This window comes from Pseudoxanthomonas sp. Root630 (assembly GCF_001427585.1).
GTDB lineage: Bacteria > Pseudomonadota > Gammaproteobacteria > Xanthomonadales > Xanthomonadaceae > Pseudoxanthomonas_A.
In genome coordinates, this window is record NZ_LMGY01000010.1 from 1 (window position 1) to 17072 (window position 17072).

The window sequence follows — 17072 nt, forward strand, 5'->3', positions numbered from 1 at the left end:
GGCAGCTTCGAGGCGGTGTAACCGGCCAGGATCGGATTGCCGGCCAGGGCGATGGTGCGTGCCGCACCGCCGACGGCGTCCATGATCTGCGCGCACTCAGCCGTGGTGCTGGTGTCGCACCACAGCTTGGCGGGTGCGAGAACTTCGCCAGCGGCATCCACCGGCACGAAGCCGTGCTGCTGGCCCGAGACCGCCAATGCCACGACCCGCGCCCGCACGGCGGGATCGATGCGGTCGAAGCAGGCCTGCATCGCCACTACCCAATCGGCGGGATGCTGTTCGCGGCTGCCATCGTCGCCGCTGGTCAGGCCAAGCGGCGCGCTGGCGCTGGCCACGATCGCACGCGCCGCGGCGTCGTATACCACCACCTTCACGCTCTGCGTGCCTGCATCGATCCCGACCGTCAATGCCATCGATCCCCGCCTCTCACACAAAAAGTTAGCGCTACCATTTAGGCCGGTAAAAAAAGGGAACCGGCTCCTCTGCTCCCTCTTCCTGCACCACGCAGCCGCTCGCAGCGCGTGCGGGGCAACTGTAACCAGCGGCCGTCAAAAAAGCGTGCTGCACCGCGGAATTCCATGCCAAACAACACGTTGGCCGTGGTTTCTGGACTGGCATCAGCCTGCCACATTGATGAAGGTATTGATCGACAGCCGCCCCTGCAAGGGATCAGTGGGCAGCGCACGCGTGTTGTCGATGCGTCCCGAATGCAGGGAGTTGCGGCGGTAAACGACGAGTCGGTTGAAAACGCCTTCGACGCTCGCGACACGCTCGAACAACGGCGTGTCGCCATCGATGTAACCGGCGGCGGCAGCGGGCTCGTTTCGGGCCTCCTCTGCCAGTCGGGAAAAATAGGTGGCGTGACGAGCTTCATCGATGTATTCAAAGCCGGTGTGACGATGGCGATAGAAATCCGTGCCGCCCCACGCGTTTCGGAAGAGATAGTGCATCGTCGCCAGGCCGCTGCGGTTCACCGAATCGATGTGGGGCACGCGCTGCAGGAAATGCAGGCTCGCCGGTGACTGCGTCACCAGCGAGAAATGGCACATCGGAAGCTCGAAGCGACCTGGTGCAAGATCGAAACATTCGCGCAACAGGGGATTGAGTGTCGCCTCGAGGAACTGCTGGTAGGCGCGTGGCACGGGCGCGCGTACACCCGGGAACATGGTGGTGTGCCTCACGTACTGCCGCGTGGCCGCCTTGCGCACCATCCTGTCCGGATCCTCCAGCAGATTATCGATGAGCAGCAGCGGCGCGCACTCCCGCCCGATGGTCCGACGGGTGATACGCATGTCAGGATGGTGTGCCAACTGCATGAGGATGCCCTGCGCGGCGATGGTCAGTTCGGCGCCCGCCGGCCGCCCCATACCTCGGCGCCGGCCTTGCAATAGCGATCGATGAAGGCCTGCTGCGACGGCATCGTCGCGACCGCACGCGCGATCGGTTGCCGGATGGAATCCAGCAGCCTGCGCAGGTCGTCGTCGGCCAAGGCACGGGCCAGTGGGTGCGGCGGACCCGGCCGGATGCCCTGCCCCAGCAGCACGTGTGTCCACGAATCCACGCGGAACAGTTCATCCGGATCCTGCCAGGCATGCGCGCGCTCGCGCCATGCACGCAGGCGGATCTCGAGGGATTCGGGCAGCGGCATCTCACGGCAGGACTTCCACATGGGTTCGTCGCGCTGCGTGGCGTGGTAATGCAGGATGATGAAATCGCGCACATGCTCCATTTCGGCGCGGCTTACCTCGTTGTACAACTCCACCAGTGACGGGGCGATGCCGGCGAACGGAAACAACTGGACCAGGCGCACCACGGCGCTGATCGCCAGATGGATGCTGGTCGACTCCAGCGGCTCGATGAATCCACTGGCGAGGCCAAGCGCAACCACGTTCTTGTTCCATGCCTTCAGTCGACGGCCGGTACGGAACGGAACCAGCCACGGGTCGCGGATCGCCGGCGCGCCGACATCGTGCAACAGCTTGGCGCGCGCCTCGTCGTCGGACATGTGGCGGCTGGAGAACACCAGGCCGCAGCCAACTCGATGCTGCAACGGGATATGCCACCGCCACCCTGCCTCATGCGCAATCGCGCGCGTGTAGGGAACGGGTGGGCCGATGGATTCGGTCTGCACCGCTACGGCCCGGTCACTGGGCAGCCACGCGTTCCAGTCCTCATAGCCGGTCTGCAGCGTCTGTTCGATCAGCAGGCCGCGGAAACCGGTGCAGTCGATGAACAGGTCGCCCTCGATGATCTGCCCGTCCTCGAGCACCAGCGACTGCACCGAACCGTCGTGCGCATGCTGTCGTACCTCGCGGATCTTCCCTTCAACGCGCAAGAGTCCATATCCCTCCGCGATGCGGCGAAGGAATCTAGCGTAGAGCCCTGCATCGAAGTGGTACGCGTAGTTGACCTGGGGCTGCGTCTGCAACGAAAACTGGTCGCCGCGCGACGCCACGGTCTCAAGGCAGAAGTCGCCCAGTTCCGAAGGCATCCCACGCCGCAGGCTGTCCAGCCAGAAATGATGGAAGGCCGCTGCCCATGTGCCCTGCCCCGTGATCCCGAACGGATGGATGTAGCGATCGCCCGGGCGGCGCCAGTTCTCGAACGAGATGGAGAGCTTGAACGTGCCCGCTACCGCACGCAGGAACTCCTGTTCGTCGATCTGCAGGAAACGATGGAAGGTGCGGATCGGTGGCACCGTCGATTCGCCGACGCCCACGGTACCGATCTGCTCGGACTCGACGAGGGTGATCTGCAGCCGATCGCGGAACTGATGCGAGAGCGCGCAGGCCGCCAGCCACCCGGCGGTGCCCCCGCCAGCGATCACCACCTTGCGGATGTGTCCTTCTGGTGCGTCTGGAGAATCCAATGCAGTACTCCCGGGGTCAGCGGTTGAGGCGGTTGATGAGCATGGCGCGGATGCGCCTGGCCTGCGTTTCGTCGATCGGGCCCAGCAGGTCGCGTGCCTGCTCGGGAAGATGTTCGCCCGCGTGCCCGGCCGGACCGAATACGTAATGCTCATAGATCGCCGCCCACGCCCGCTTCTCGCGTTGGGGTAGGTCGCGCAGCGTCCACAGTGCGTGGTGGAGCGCGGGCAACGGTGAGGAAAGGAAGTCCGGCGAGCGCCGCCACCAGTAGTTCACCAGCACGTTGAACGGTTCGAGGCTGCGCACGTGATGCCACCACATGCTGGGGATGAAGATGGCATCCCCGGGTTCGAGGGTCGCCGTCTGCGCCGTGGCCAGCGCGTCACGGAACCGTGGATAGCGCTCGAAGTCCGGACGTTCGAAATCGACCACGCTGACCACCTGCCCCCCCGGCGTCGGGTCGAGCGGCCCGGGATAAAGGTTGCCTATCTGCTCAGGCGGAAACAGGGTGAACCGGCGCCGGCCCACGGCGCAGCACGCCAGATTGTCCGGCGCGTCGAAATGGCAGGAAGCGACGACGCGATTGCCAATCCAGATACTCGGGGGCGCGTCGATGCCGTATCGCGCCAAGGGCAGTCCGTTCGATGCGCCGAAGCCCAGCAAGGCACGATCGACCAGGAGCGAGGCCACGTAGTAGGTCGGTGGCTGCGGATCCTCAAGATGGGCCGCGATGCCGTCCAGCACCTCGGCAAGGCGCCCGCGTCGCACTTCGAAATTCAGCCGCGTGAAGTCGTCGTTGTAGAACGGACGCCCCTGGATCGCTGGCTCACCGAACGAGTACTGGACTGGCACACCGGCATCCAGGCCGCGCAAGTACGCCATCGCGGCCTGCGTGGAGCGTAGGCCCGTCTGCACGAGCTCCCAATCGCGCGCGATCCCTTTCAGTACGAGCGGCTGTCCGTCGGCCAGCATCCCATCCAGCGGCAGCGCATCGGCACCGACATCATGCAGGGTCCGTATCGTCGTGCCGTGCGCCATGGCGTCAGTCCTTGCCGCTGGGTGCCGCATCCTGCACGCGCAGCCGGCGCTGCTTCTCGGCCATCAGGCGACGGACGTTGTGGAGCGATGCGAGCATCAGATAGGTCCCCTCGAGGTAACCGGCACGGTTCAGCCCCAGCAGCGCCGGCCCATCGAGCGACACCAGTCGCTCCCGGTCGATGCCGTACAGGCCGCTGACAGCCACCCGATGCTGCTTGTCCAGCTGCACATCGAGGTTGACAGGCTGGACCAGGCCAGCGGCATCCAATGCCGCGAACATGCCTGCACCGAAGGCGCTGCCATCGCGGATGCCGCGCAGGACACCCGCGATATGTTCGAGATACGGCGTGTTGCCACCGTGCGGCAGGAACACGGGCTCTCCCTCCGCGAGATTCACGCGCGGATGCTCTACATCCACGTGCATCACCGCTTCCTGGCGCAGCTCGCCGTCGATGTGCTGCTCCTGGTAGCCGATCAGGAACGGACCCTTCGCGGCCGCGCCCGGCAGGTAGGACGCGTTCCACCGCCCGTCACGGAGGAACAGGTTCTCGCGCTGCTCGAAACCGAGCAACGCGACCGACTGCCACTCCCCGCTCCCCGGGTCTTTCCGCAGGAAGATCGGATACTCGCGCTGCAGCTCCGCAAACTCGCTGGGAAACGCAGGCACCATCCCCACGTCGTCGCCGAACTCGGGCCCGAAGCTGGTCGCGATACGGAGATCCTTGTGCGACACGTTGTTGAGGAGTTCGTAGCGGGCCATCGTCGGAGTATCTCGGGAGTCGTAAGGCGTCGGCCAATACTAACGCCGGCCGTCCGCGTTCGCGCCAGTCCCCAGGACACCGTCGACCTCGTGAAAAAGGACCGCTGCTTGCGCAGCGGTCCCGCTCGGCGACATCCAGAGAGGGTGGCTATCGCCTAACTCAGAACTTGTAGCGCATGCCCAGCATGAAACGCGGGTCCTGGTCGGCGAGCTTGACGATCATCTGGTCGGTGCGCGCTCGCCAGCGGACGTCCTCTCCCGTCAGGTTGATCGCTTCCAGCCCGAAGGACCAGTGGTCGTTGAGCGTGTAATTGACGCTGAGGTCCCACTGTTCGTACTCCTCCACGTAGTACGGATTGCGGCTCGCGCCCTGGTTGGCCAGGATCAGGTACTCATCGCGCCAGTTCCAGGCCAGGCGGACGGACCACCCATATTTCTCGTACATGAGCATGGCGTTGGCCGTATCGCTCAGGCCGGTGAGCGCGAACTGGTCGATGGCCGGATCGCCCCCGTTGTCGTAGCCGACGTCGCCCTTCACCACGGTGTAGTTGGCCAGAACGCCGAAGCCGCTGTCGCCGAAGAAGTATTGACCGCCGATCTCCCATCCGTGCAGCTTGGCGTCGTTCTGGTTGATCGGCCGGTTGACGTTGAACTGGTACAGCGGATCGTCGGCCTCGCCGTACAGGTTGTACGCCGCTTCGGTCGCGAGCGCCTGCGCACCGGTGCCGTTGAACGCCGCCAGGCCCGCGGGATCGTTGCGCAGCAACGCCAGCGCGGTGAACAGCGATGTGTCGTTCGCCGAGCACGCGGATGCGTTGGCGGCGCCGACCTGCGCCACGCACGCCGCGCTGGTGAGGAAGGCGAGTGCCGCCTGCGCATCCGGACCGGAGGTCGGGTCACGCAAGCCGTACAGCGATTCCTGGCCGACGGTATTGCCGATGAAGTTGGCGACCTGCTTGTTCCAGTACGTCAACGACACGTAGCTCGCATCGGCGAAGTACCACTCCACCGCAAGATCGAGGTTGTCGGATTCGAGCGGCTTCAAGCTCGGGTTCTGCGCATTGCCGCTCGCACGCACTGACGGGTCGATCAACACAGAGCCGAAGGGTTGCTGCGCGCCAGGGCCGGCGTAGAGGTTGCCGTACGGCGCACGGGCGATGCTCTTGCCGAACGAGGCACGGCCTTTCAGCTCATCGGTGAAATCGATGCTGAAGTCCAGGTTGGGCAGGATGTAGCTATAGCTCGCGCGTTCGCTGAAGGGCTGCTGCTCATCCGACAGTACGATGCGGAAATCGTTGTTCGCCTGCCATTCGATGGCCTCGGGAATGGCGATGACGGACGTGGATACGACATCGGTCGTCTCGTAGCGCACGCCAAGCCGCGTATTGGTGCGCATGCCGCCCAGGTCGCCCTCCAGTTCCACTTGGAAGTAGGCGGAATGCGTCTTCTCCTCCACCCGGTTGTCCGCCGCACGTTGCGGGCTGACGCCCAGCCCCACGCCGTACTCGTCCGCCGCCCACTGAGCAAGCTCGCCCGCGTTGCCGCGCCATACCGGCCAGCTGGAGACGTTGTAGTCACCGAACAGGCTGCCGATATTGACCGGCTGCAGGAGATCCATCAGTCCGGCCGCCGTATCGGAGTCGACGTTCGCCACGCCCCAGTCACCCAGGGTCGAATAGGCTTCCGCGGCCTGGATGCGATGGGTGGTCGACTTGTTCGTGTCCACGCCGAACTGGAATCGACCGCGGTCGAAGCTCCACTCGCCGTCGATGCGGGCCTGCTTGATCTCGCTGATCTGGGTCTGCGCGTTGATGCGAAGCACCTGCGAGCCGACCTCGCCCTCGACGAACCCGGGATTGACCACGCCATTCGTGCCGGCCACGGCATCGGCCGTGGAGGGATACCACGTCTGCGTCCCCACCGGCAGGCCGTTGTTGAAGACCAGCTCCTGCACCCAGGACCCGCCGCAATGCGGCCCGGTGGTGCAGTTGTTGGTGCCCGCGATGCTCATGAAGATCGAACCGCCACCGGTGAGCGGATCGTTGGGCCGGCTTTCGTTCTTCGAATTGTGCGCATCGAACGTCAGGCGGAAATTGTCGCTGACATCCCAGGCCGCATTGAACCCGAGCGAGCCCAGCTTGTACTTCTGCATGCTGCGCTGCTGCTCGATGCCGAAATCCTTGGTGCCGGCGATCTCACGGATGTAGATGGGCGTGGCTACGGCGCCGCTGGTGTCGAACTCGATGTCGGTATAGTTGCTGTTCTGCAGCCACATCGCCTGCTCGCCACGATTCTCGGTGATCTCGTTGGTCGAATAGGTGTAGTCGAGGGTCAGGGTGAGGCTGTCGGTCGGCGCGAACTGGACCACGGCCTGGCCATTCACGCGTTCGCGATCGAACTCGGAGAACGCATAGCGCAGGTCGTTCGGACGCGCATACAGTTCGCCGATGGCCGGCGCGTTGACGACGTTCGGGTTGCCGGGCATGGTCCCGGTCCACGGTTGAATGTTCCAGTAGTTCTCGGTCGCCTGGACGGAACCGCCCTTGCGCTTCTGGTGGCTCGCGCTGAGGCTGACGCCGAAGGTCTTGTCGGGATTGGTATAACTGAAGATGCCCGAAAGTTCTGGCGTGATGTCGTTGCCGAACGGCTGGCTTTCATCGGACACCAGCTTGGCGCCGGCATTGGCGACGACGCCCTCGTAGTTGAACGGCTTCGCAGTCAGGATATTGATGGTGGCGCCGATGCCGCCGCTGGGCACTTGGGCCTGGCTCGTCTTGTAGACCTCGATGCCGTTGATCGCTTCTGCGGCGAGCTGGGCGAAGTTGAAGGCGCGGGTGCCGCCGTCCACGCCGCCGATGGCGACCTGACCGGACGCGCCGAACGCGTCGGCGCCCGGCATCTGGCGACCGTTGAGAGTCACCATGTTGAACTGCGGGCCGAAGCCACGCGCCGTGACCTGCGCGCCTTCGCCGTCACGCCGCTCGATCGAGATGCCGGTGATCCGCTGCAACGACTCGGCGAGGTTCGTGTCGGGGAACTTGCCGATGTCCTCCGCGCTGATCGCGTCGACGACACCCGCGGAATCCCGCTTGATGTCCATCGCCTGGCTCAGGCTGTTCCGCATACCCGTGACCACGACCGCGTCGAGGTTGGTGGCATCGGTGCTGGTGGCCTGCGCCTGCTGGGCGGTCGGGGCGGGCTGCGGTTGCGCCTCCTGACCGAACGCGGGGTTGATGACCAGGACGCCCCCGACGAAGGTGAACATGGCCTTCGATTTGAATTTCGCCAACTTCCGGCTCATGAACTTGCCCTCAGGTCTGAAGTTCTACGGAAACAGCACGCGCTCATGGATCTCCCCTCTCGCTTACGATCGAATGGATGTATCGCCCCTCCCAAGGGGCGGCCACGGGCAAGGCCCGTCTTCCAGTCCGGCTGCGGTTGTACCCGATGACCCTTCCGCATTCCGGCTTTCAAGCGTGATCGGACGACGACGCGATGGAGGTGGCAAGTTCCCGACAGAAGCCTTAGTGGTAGCGCTACCATCGCGTTGGAGCGCAGACTAATCACGCGCATTCCTGCTTGTCACCATGCAGCGCAGCAAAGTTGCCGCTGTACGTCGAGGGCGTGAGGATGCGGGTGAGGAATGCCGCTTGAGAAAACGATTTCACGGGAAGGACAGTCGCGGTAACCGCAGTTTCGTCCCGGTCTGGCCGTCCACCACAACGGAGTCCACTGCGTGAAGACGCATTCAAAGGCCGTTCGGCGCAAAGGGCGTGCCGTCACCATCGACGAGGTGGCGAGCCACGCCGGCGTGTCGCCGATGACGGTGTCCCGCGTGGTGAATGGCCACGCCGGCGTACGCGACGCCAACCGCGAGCGCGTCATGCGAAGCGTACGCGAGCTTGGCTACCGCCCCAACTTGGCGGCGAGTTCGCTGGCCGCCGCGCAACACACGTGTATCGCGCTTATCTACACCAATCCCAGCTCGAGCTATCTGCGCGAGTTGCTCGTCGGTGCTCTGCGTGGATCGGCGCGTGCGGCCGCACAACTGGTGATCGCGACCTGGGACGGTCTTGACGAGAAGGCGAGCCGGAAAGCGGCCCAGCAACTGTCGAACAGCGTGGCGGGCGTGATCCTGCCTCCCCCGCTCTGTGAATCGGCAGCCATCGTGTCCGAGTTTTCGCAGGCGGGCGTGGCGGTTGTCTCGATCGCCTCGGGCCACTTCAGCGACACGCTCTCCTGCGTGCGCATCGACGATCATTGCGCCAGCCGGGACGTGGTCTCGCACCTTATCGAGTGCGGTCACAAGCGGATCGGCTATATCACGGGCGACTCCAACCAGACCGCGAGCGCACACCGATGGCAGGGCTACCGGCATGCGCTGGCCGAAGCCGGAATCGCTTACGACGACAAGCTCGTCCAGCCCGGTTACTTTACCTACCGCTCCGGCCTGGATGCGGCGGAGCGGCTTCTTGCACTACGTAATCCGCCCAGCGCGATCTTCGCCAGCAACGACGATATGGCGTCGGCGGTTGTCTCGGTGGCGCATCGTCGTGGCCTGGACGTGCCCCGCGATCTCTCGGTCGTAGGATTCGACGACACCTCCGCGGCGACGATGGTGTGGCCGGAACTGACGACTGTCCACCAGCCGGTCGCCGCCATGGCCGACGCGGCCATCGATATTCTTCTTCGCGAAATCAGGCGCGGATCATCCACTCGCGTCATCGTCAACCGTGTATTGCCTCACCAACTGGTGCGACGTTCGTCCGTATCGAGTGGCCCGGGATTCAAAGGGAAAGCGAAGAATGGAAAATCCAGTGAATAGTTGAAAAGTCGATATGTCCGCTATGGGTCGAGAGAAGACCTGACCTACCCCCGATAAACATCCCTAGTCCCCTGTCCGCTGATGTCCGCTTCCGGCCAGAAGCGGACATGCCAGGCCAGCATCGGCAGATCGCGCTGCGGCACTGAGAGACAACGCTGCTTGCGCCCGCCGACAGGCTGCCTATGTGCCCTGCTTGATCTACGAAGAGCGGTTGCGCCGCCCACCGCCTGGAGAGAAGGCATGAGGACGGCGCAACCATGGGGCCCGCGCCGGGATGATCACCAGGCCGAGAGGCTTACTCACCGCGTTGCTTCACCGGGTTCAGATGGTTGCCAAAGAGGACGGCGTTGAGGAGCAGACGCTCGGTACCATGCCAGTACTTGCGGTGCGCGGGATCGTCTGCGAACACCACCACATTGCCCTGCTCCAACGGCGCGACCTGCAGGAAGGCGCTATCGGCCACACGCTTGCGGTTGATCTCCGACAAGTAGCCATTGACGCGTGGGGAGGCATCGATGCGCACGACATTGAGATAGGGATTGCCCCCATTCTCGAAGACGAGCCCGGTCTCTTTGTTGATCAGGATCCGCCGGTCCTGGAGTCCGAAGGCCAGCGGGTGCGTGAGATCGACATCCGCACTGAGGATGTTGCCGCTGACACGCCGTAGCGCGAAGACATCGCGCTGGCTCCCGAAATCAAGCCGTTCCTTCGGGATATCCTCGCCGCCTTCACGCAGCTTGGCCTGGGCCAGGCCCTTCTCGATCGCCCAGCGCGCACCGCTGCCGTACGTCACCAGCGAGCCCCCTTGCGAGATCCAACGCTTCAGTGCGGTGACACTCGCTTCGGGGACGTCCGAATAGGTGCCGCTGGCCAGCACGATGCCGGTATAGCGATCCAGCGGCACCGTTGCCAGTTGCGATGGCTCCAGCTTCGCCGATGGCACGCCCAGTGCCGTGTCGAACGCGTACCAGGCCGAGCCTATCTCTGGTGGGGACACGCCAGGCCCGAGCACCAGCGCAATGGACGGCTTGCGGATGGCCTTGATGCTGTCGCTGCCAAGATCGATGCCGGATCGATTCAGGCCCGACGCCAATGCGCGTACGCGGACGCCACTGGCGTCGGCCAAGGCGTTCAGTCGCTCGCGCAAGGCATCGCCCTGCAGCGGCTGGCCGGCCACGGGAATGATCACCGTGCCATGTGGGTGACTCGCTTCTTCGGACTCGGTACCCGCCACGAACGGCGCAAACGCCGCGCGCAACCGGAACCCTTCCTGCAGCAGCGTGCCCACCAGCCGATAACCTCCGAAGTCGCGCAGGTCCAAGGTGTAGGCATACCCCGCAGCGCCTCCGACTACACCGCCGTTGTTGGCGGGCGCCTGCGTGACGGGCGCACCGGCTGGGAGCGCGCGTCGGCTGGCGGCGTAGGCTACGCCATATGCCGGCGCGATCGCGTAGGACGTACCGCTGTAGAAGACATCGCCCTTGACCGGCGGGGTGAACTCGAAGATCGCGTGCGCCAGGCGGAACTGCGGCTGCCGGGCGGGCACGACCCAAGCCGAACCGGGCAGGAAACGCTTGCCGTCGATGTCTACCGGCTGCTCGAGCGCCTGCACCCTGATGTGGTGGCGCAGCAGCAAGGCCAACAGACGACGGCTCAACGTTGGATCGGCCGCATCGCCGAAGACCCAGTCGCGCACGGGGTACCCGTTCGCCTGCTCCAGCGCGCTCCGGAAGAAGTCCTTCTGCAGCTTCAACAGGTACGCCTTCTGCTCAACTGCGCCGCGTACGGTGGCCAGGCCGACATTGAGCTGGTTGCGGATCGTGAAGGGAAAAGTCAGCGGACCATTGACCGTTTCCTGCACGCGCCCGCGCGAGCTGGCCTGCTCCACCGTGACGCCGATGGCGCCGTGGAAGTCCGGATAGGTCGAACCATAGATCGGCGAGAAGTTGTCGAAGTTCTCGCCGGTGTAGTACAGCGAGCCCAGGGCATCCAGCGCTTGCGCGTGATAGCGGGCCAGCACCTTGTTGGCTTCATAGGAGCTCTTGGGCAGCAGCGGGCTTTCCATGCTCCTGGGCGAAGGCTCGAAGTAGTACGTGCTGTCCTTGCCCATCTCGTGGAAGTCGATCTGGACGTTCGGGTACCAGCGATGGAAATGCGCCACCTTCGGCCAACTGTCCGTCTGCGACAGCGCCAACCAATCGCGGTTGAGGTCGGTCAGGTAGTGGTTGAAGCGCCCGCCCGGGAACGGCTCCACATGTTCGCGGTCGGCAGGATCGGCGGACGGCGGCGAGGAGGCCCAGGCGTTGTGCCAGTTGGCGGTGCGATCCCGTCCGTCCGGGTTCTGGGCCGGATCCAGCAGCACGACGGCCTCGCGCAGCCAACGGCGGGTGGATTCGCTGCGGTCCGCCGCCAGATACCAGGCCGTCAGCAGCGCGGCCTCGGCGCTGGAGGTCTCCGCCCCGTGCACGCTGTAGGCCAGCCAGACGACGACGGGTACGTTGGCTGATGCAGCATCCGGACTCGCGGGGTCGACGAGGGTCGCATGCGACCGCCTGAGCTCCTCCAACCGACCTTGATTGTCGGCATCGGTAATGGTCACCAGCAGCAGAGGACGACCCTCATAGCTGCGGCCGGTCTGTTCGACCTTCACGCGTGGCGACGTCTTCGCCAGTTCGTTGAGGTAAGCCACCAGTTCATCGTGCCGTGTGTACCGACTGCCGATGGGATAGCCGAGGAACTGCTCGGGTGTGGGAACCGCGGGATCGGCATCGACGGGGCCAGGGAAGAAATAAGACGTTTGCGCCCGTGCGGCGAAAGGAGCGAACGAGAAAGCCAAGGCCAGCAGGGCCAGGAACAAGGCGCGTGCAGCAGAAAGCATCAGACACTCCGATAGCGCGCGCCCGGCATTCGTGCCGGACGCGACGAGGGAGGGAAGCAAGGCGGCCGTGATGCGGCCGCCTGCAGGTCAGAATCGGTAGTCGAAGCCCACCGAGAAGTAGCGCCCACGCAGGTCGTACTGGGAGAAGTCGTAGGGCGCGCGGATGCCGGGGAAAGAAGCGTCGTACGGCGGCTCCTCGTCGAGCAGGTTCTGCACCTTGGCGTAGAGCGTCAGCTTGTCCAGGCCGCTCCAGGCGAAATACAGATCGAACTGGTCGTAGCCATCCACCCGCGACTGCGCCGTGCTGCGCGTCTGCGCATAGCCGCCGGTGTGGTACCAGGTCAACGCCGTGGTGAAGTCCCGGAAATTCCAGTCCGCCGTCGTGGTCGCCTTGTTCCGCGGCAGCGTGAAGCTGAGGTTGTTGCCTGCATAGTCCACCAGCGGGCCGCCCACGGTGTTCTGCCGGCGATACTCGAGCACGTGGGTGTAGGCGCTGGAGATCCCGAACTCGCCCGCTGCGGTGGTGCGCCAACGCTGGCGCAGCTCCACATCGATACCTGAAGTCTTCAGCTCGGTCAGGTTCTGGTAGCGGTTGTAGACCGCCAGCAGCTTGCCGCGCGCATCGCGGATGACGTTGGCCGGATCGTTCTCCTGCACGATGGTGGCGCTGTTGCCGGTACCGATCAGGTTGTCCAGTTCGATCCGGTACCAGTCCACGCTCAGGCTGGTGTCGGCCCACGGCGAGAGCACGAAGCCCGCGTTGTAGCTATGGGTACGTTCCGGGTCCAGGTTGGTGTTGCCCACGGTGAAGAACGTCGGGTTCTGGCGCGAACCGGGCACATCCGGATCGTGTGGATCGACGACCGAACCGTAGGAGATGTTGGTGCTGGCGGCATTCTCCGACAGCGACGGTGCGCGGAATCCGCGGGATGCCGCCGCGCGGAGCAGCAAGGCGTCGAAGGGCTGCCAGCGCAGACTGACCTTGGGCGAGAACGCCTCGCCGAAATCGCTGTAATGGTCGCCACGACCGGCCACCTGCAACTCCAGCGTGGAGTGCAGGGGAATATTGAACTCGGCGTACGCGGCGGCGACATCGCGGCTGCCATCCACGGCCGCGATGGCCGGGCGGATCTGCAGGCCGGCATCGATCTGCCAGGGATTGCGCGACACCAGTTCCTCACGCCGCCATTCGACGCCGGCAGCGAAGCCCACGCGGCCGGCGGGCAGTTCGAACAACTGGCCGATGATCTTGGCATCGGCGCCGGTCAGCTTCGAGTCGGCCGGACGCGTCGTGCTCAGGGCGATGGCATCCAACACCGCCTGAGGCGTGGCGGAAGGATCGTGCAGGTTGTAGGTGCCGTTGTTGAGCGCGTCGTACAGCGCCCAGCGATTCGCGAAGCCCCCGGCGACGACCTCCTCCTCCTTGCTGCGCGCGGCGAAAGCAGCGGTTTCCCAGTCCCAATCGCCCAGGCGTCCGCGCAATCCGCCCAGGACCCGGTACGAGTCGGAGCGGTTGGTCTTGATCGAGGCGCCCAGGTTGAAGAAGGTGTACTCGATGGGCGTCGCCACGCCATACGGATTGTAGGGATTGTTGGCAGGCAGGATCGCTGGCACGGGCTCGGCCAGGCCGGTTTCCGCATTCAGTGCGAAGCGGCCGCTCTCCAGCGTGAAGAACGGGCTCGAACCGAACCAGGACGTGCCGCGGATATAGCTGTAGTGCGCCTCGCCAAAGGCCTCGAGGTTGTCGTTGATGCGGAACGTGCCGTTGACGTACCCCTGCAGGCGCTCGGTGGCCGGGATCAGCGTGGTGTAGTCGGCCAGATTGAACGCGCAGGTATTGCCTGCCAGGCCGTCGATGGGCGCACTGGCGGTGAGTACAGTGCCCTCCGGGCAGTTGCCGTTGGCATCCAGCAACGGTACCGAGACGCCATTGACCAGGAAACGCGCGCCCTTGGCCGACCATCCGTTCCAGCGACCGCCAGGCTTGCCGGTGTAGATGCCGGATCGGGTCAACTTGCGTTCGCTCTGGTCCAGCCGATCGCGATCGTAGTAGTCCACGCTGTACAAGATGTTGTAGCCATCGCTGTCGATGTCGCCGAACCCGCCGATCAGCTTGGCCTGGCGCTCGTTGAGTCCTCCTTCATCGGAGGTGCCGATGCGGCCGCCGATATCCAGCCCTTCGAAGTTCTGCCTCGTGATGATGTTCACCACGCCCGCCACGGCATCCGAGCCGTAGACCGCCGATGCACCGTCCTTCAGGACCTCCACCCGTTCCACCGCCACCAGAGGCAGTGCATTGAGATTGACGAAGGTGTCGGACAGGCCGTTCGCCGGGAAGCCATAGTTCGCCAGACGGCGACCATTGAGCAGGACCAGGGTGTTCTTCTGCGAGAGGCCGCGCAGGCCGATGCCAGCCGAACCCGAAGCCCAGCCGCTGTTGCTGGTTTCGTTGGACGCGTTGCCCGTGTTGGCCGAGATCGAACGCAGCAGATCCGCGACAGTGGCCTTGCCCGATGCTTCGATCTGCTGGCGATTGATGACCTGAACCGGATTAGGCCCTTCTGCATCGGCGCGACCGATGTTGGAGCCCGTCACAACGACGGTCGAGAGTGTCTTGCTGTCGGTGGGGACCGCCGCGTCCTGGGCGTGGACAACATCGGGGGCGAGCGAAAGCACGGCCGCAATGGCGGCGGCCAAAGGAACTGCACGGGGCATCTAGAAATCCGGAGTGGCGTGGGGACCCGAAGTGAGCCATGCAGGTTCCGTTAAGCGAAATGAATATTCTTCATGCGCTTATGCATCACGCCTTCGTTTCGACGCGGCCCATCGTGCGACGGGCAATGGGCGCGACGAGAACTCATGAGCAATCGCTACACGCTGATAACTCTGCGGATGGTCGATTCGCGCGGGATTTACCGACGCATAACGCACGCTGGTGATGGCTTCCTCTAGGGTTGCCACTATGTTGGACAACCGAGAACCCCAATGGTTATCGCCCTATTCAAATCTCCTGCCGAGCTCGACGTTCTGATCGACGAAATCGGCCAGCGCCTGGATATCCTCTACAAGACATCGACCGCAGCGTCACGGGCAGAGACCTGGGCGAGCTTGACGACAGCCGTGCTGAAACTGGCAGCACCCGAGGATCACGAGCATGTATACCAGCGCTTGAATGCGTTGTTCAGCGCCCATGCCTCGCGGCGGGAAGCTCCGCCTGAGCAGACATGATTCGAGGAAATTGCCCGCTCCAGTCTTGACTCGCCGACATGCACACCTGTCCGACACATCCAGAGGTCCGACGGTGCGCGCGGATGCCGGGTTCCCGTATCCCGACACATCAAGCTCCAGACTGGAGCGGGCCAAGCATTTGTAGTGGGGCGCTCGCGGGATATGAAGTAGTGATTGGTGATCTGCTCATACATTGGCGATATATGGCTACTCCAACTTCATGCATGAGCGAATCGGCTCCAGGACGAATCTCATGGTGGTTGGCCTGGAAAAGACGCGCTTGCCGGCTCTGCGTCCAGGGCACGAGGATGGGAGCGCCCAATCGCGACGGTCGGAGCAAGAGAATGCCAGAGCCAGTGGTGGGACCCGTGGATGTCTTCGCCCACCGCCCCTCCTGACGACGCCCCCACCTCGTGTCGCCAGCACGGGGGCGCCGCACCTGTTGATCCGCGCGCACGATCAGCGCGCCGTGGATCGCGCTGGGCTGATCATCGCGCGCTTCTCGCCGTACTTCGACAGGTGGGAGCGGAAGGCTGCTACTGGTACGCGCACGACCCCCTAGTGCCTTCTGCTGCCCATGCGCGCTTCTTCAACCCGACCGTGGGCTTATGGGAGGACGCCGCGACAGGAACCGCCGCCGGACCGTTGGCGGGATACCTCGGGCATGCAGGCCTACTGCACGGCACACGGCTCACGGTCGAACAAGGCGTCAAGGTGGGACGGCGTAGTTAGACGCGCATCATCCGCATCAACTTGGAACACTTAAAAAAAGCAAAGGCCCGCACTAGCGGGCCTCGTTCCGTCATGCCTTTTTAGTTGCCGCTTCGGAACTGCGCTGGAAGCTCTACGAATGCGCCTGCCCTTCTCCAGAGCCGTCATGCCCCGGAATGCCTCCACTCGGCACATCACTGAATCACGGCCATGTTGACGAGCGTCATTGGGCCCAAGGCGCTGAACTCAAGGGATTGCGTCTGTAGGCGGATTGCTGGACGACGAGCACTGGCCGTGGAGAAATCGCGTTTGGTCCATCCGCTCGGGAAACTCGTAGAAGACAAAGAACTCGCCAGAGTCACGCATGATCTGAGTGTTGCTGGATTTGATCGCCCGTCCGTTCACCATGACCCTGTCCGAGACAAGGAGGGTGTTGTCCCTTATCAAGACGTAGCTTTCGGGGGCCTCATTGGCGTCGATCCATACACCGCCCCCACGCGTGGTGCTTCTCCAGAAATAGATCTTCTTGGGTGCGGCGGTCACCTTGAACTGACGTTCTTTCCCTCCGCCGTGGGATCCATCAAAGTTGCCGTTGTTCGCTGTGCACTTTAGATAGGTGGCACTTTCCTGAGCCGATGCAGTGCTGGCGAAAATACTCAGGACGACCGGTAATCCCCCCGCTTTTAGCGGACAGCAGAAGTGGAGCTAGGCAGCGAGTGCCAGTTTCTGCATGGGGGTGATGCCCCCGAGCGCCATGTTGGGGCG

The 17072-nt window shown here is 64.1% G+C and carries 11 protein-coding genes; 2 read left to right on the plus strand and 9 right to left on the minus strand.

Annotated elements, in window-relative coordinates:
• From ASD72_RS06100 to ASD72_RS06125, 6 genes are all read right to left on the minus strand, one after another.
• A partial coding sequence (locus ASD72_RS06100) for an FGGY family carbohydrate kinase (protein WP_255357639.1) occupies positions 1–413 on the minus strand: 413 nt, incomplete at its 3' end.
• 204 nt (positions 414–617) lie between these two features.
• Positions 618–1292: a DUF6445 family protein gene (locus ASD72_RS06105; protein WP_235577948.1), complete on the minus strand. Its 675-nt coding sequence runs from the start codon at positions 1290–1292 to the stop codon at positions 618–620.
• Between the two features lie 47 nt (positions 1293–1339).
• On the minus strand, positions 1340–2869 hold the full coding sequence (locus ASD72_RS06110; protein WP_056879063.1) for a tryptophan halogenase family protein: 1530 nt from the start codon (positions 2867–2869) through the stop codon (positions 1340–1342).
• Positions 2870–2885: 16 nt separating this feature from the next.
• Entirely contained in the window at positions 2886–3905 is a 1020-nt protein-coding gene (locus ASD72_RS06115) for a cupin-like domain-containing protein (protein ID WP_056879064.1), read from the minus strand.
• Positions 3906–3909: 4 nt separating this feature from the next.
• Positions 3910–4665 carry a SapC family protein gene (locus tag ASD72_RS06120; protein WP_056879065.1) on the minus strand — a complete coding sequence of 252 codons (756 nt, stop codon included), beginning with the start codon at positions 4663–4665 and terminating at the stop codon, positions 3910–3912.
• Positions 4666–4825: 160 nt separating this feature from the next.
• Entirely contained in the window at positions 4826–7966 is a 3141-nt protein-coding gene (locus tag ASD72_RS06125) for a TonB-dependent receptor (protein WP_056879066.1), read from the minus strand.
• Between the two features lie 519 nt (positions 7967–8485).
• Here ASD72_RS06125 and ASD72_RS06130 point away from each other — a divergent pair.
• Positions 8486–9490 (plus strand): LacI family DNA-binding transcriptional regulator, encoded by a 1005-nt coding sequence (locus ASD72_RS06130; protein WP_056879067.1) that lies wholly within the window; start codon positions 8486–8488, stop codon positions 9488–9490.
• Positions 9491–9785: 295 nt separating this feature from the next.
• Here the strand turns inward: ASD72_RS06130 and ASD72_RS06135 are convergent, their stop codons facing one another.
• Both ASD72_RS06135 and ASD72_RS06140 read right to left on the minus strand, forming a co-directional pair.
• Positions 9786–12368 carry a M14 family zinc carboxypeptidase gene (locus tag ASD72_RS06135; protein ID WP_056879068.1) on the minus strand — a complete coding sequence of 861 codons (2583 nt, stop codon included), beginning with the start codon at positions 12366–12368 and terminating at the stop codon, positions 9786–9788.
• Positions 12369–12455: 87 nt separating this feature from the next.
• On the minus strand, positions 12456–15083 hold the full coding sequence (locus tag ASD72_RS06140) for a TonB-dependent receptor (RefSeq protein WP_056879069.1): 2628 nt from the start codon (positions 15081–15083) through the stop codon (positions 12456–12458).
• Between the two features lie 270 nt (positions 15084–15353).
• On the opposite strand from ASD72_RS06140, the gene ASD72_RS06145 reads away from it, so the two are divergent.
• The gene (locus ASD72_RS06145) at positions 15354–15596 is read left to right on the plus strand and encodes a hypothetical protein (RefSeq protein WP_056879070.1); all 243 of its coding nucleotides are present in this window, start codon (positions 15354–15356) and stop codon (positions 15594–15596) included.
• 957 nt (positions 15597–16553) lie between these two features.
• Here ASD72_RS06145 and ASD72_RS06150 read toward each other — a convergent pair.
• A complete protein-coding gene (locus tag ASD72_RS06150) occupies positions 16554–16850 on the minus strand; it encodes a hypothetical protein (protein ID WP_056879071.1) in 297 nt (98 codons plus the stop codon).
• Between the last annotated feature and the right edge of the window lie 222 nt (positions 16851–17072).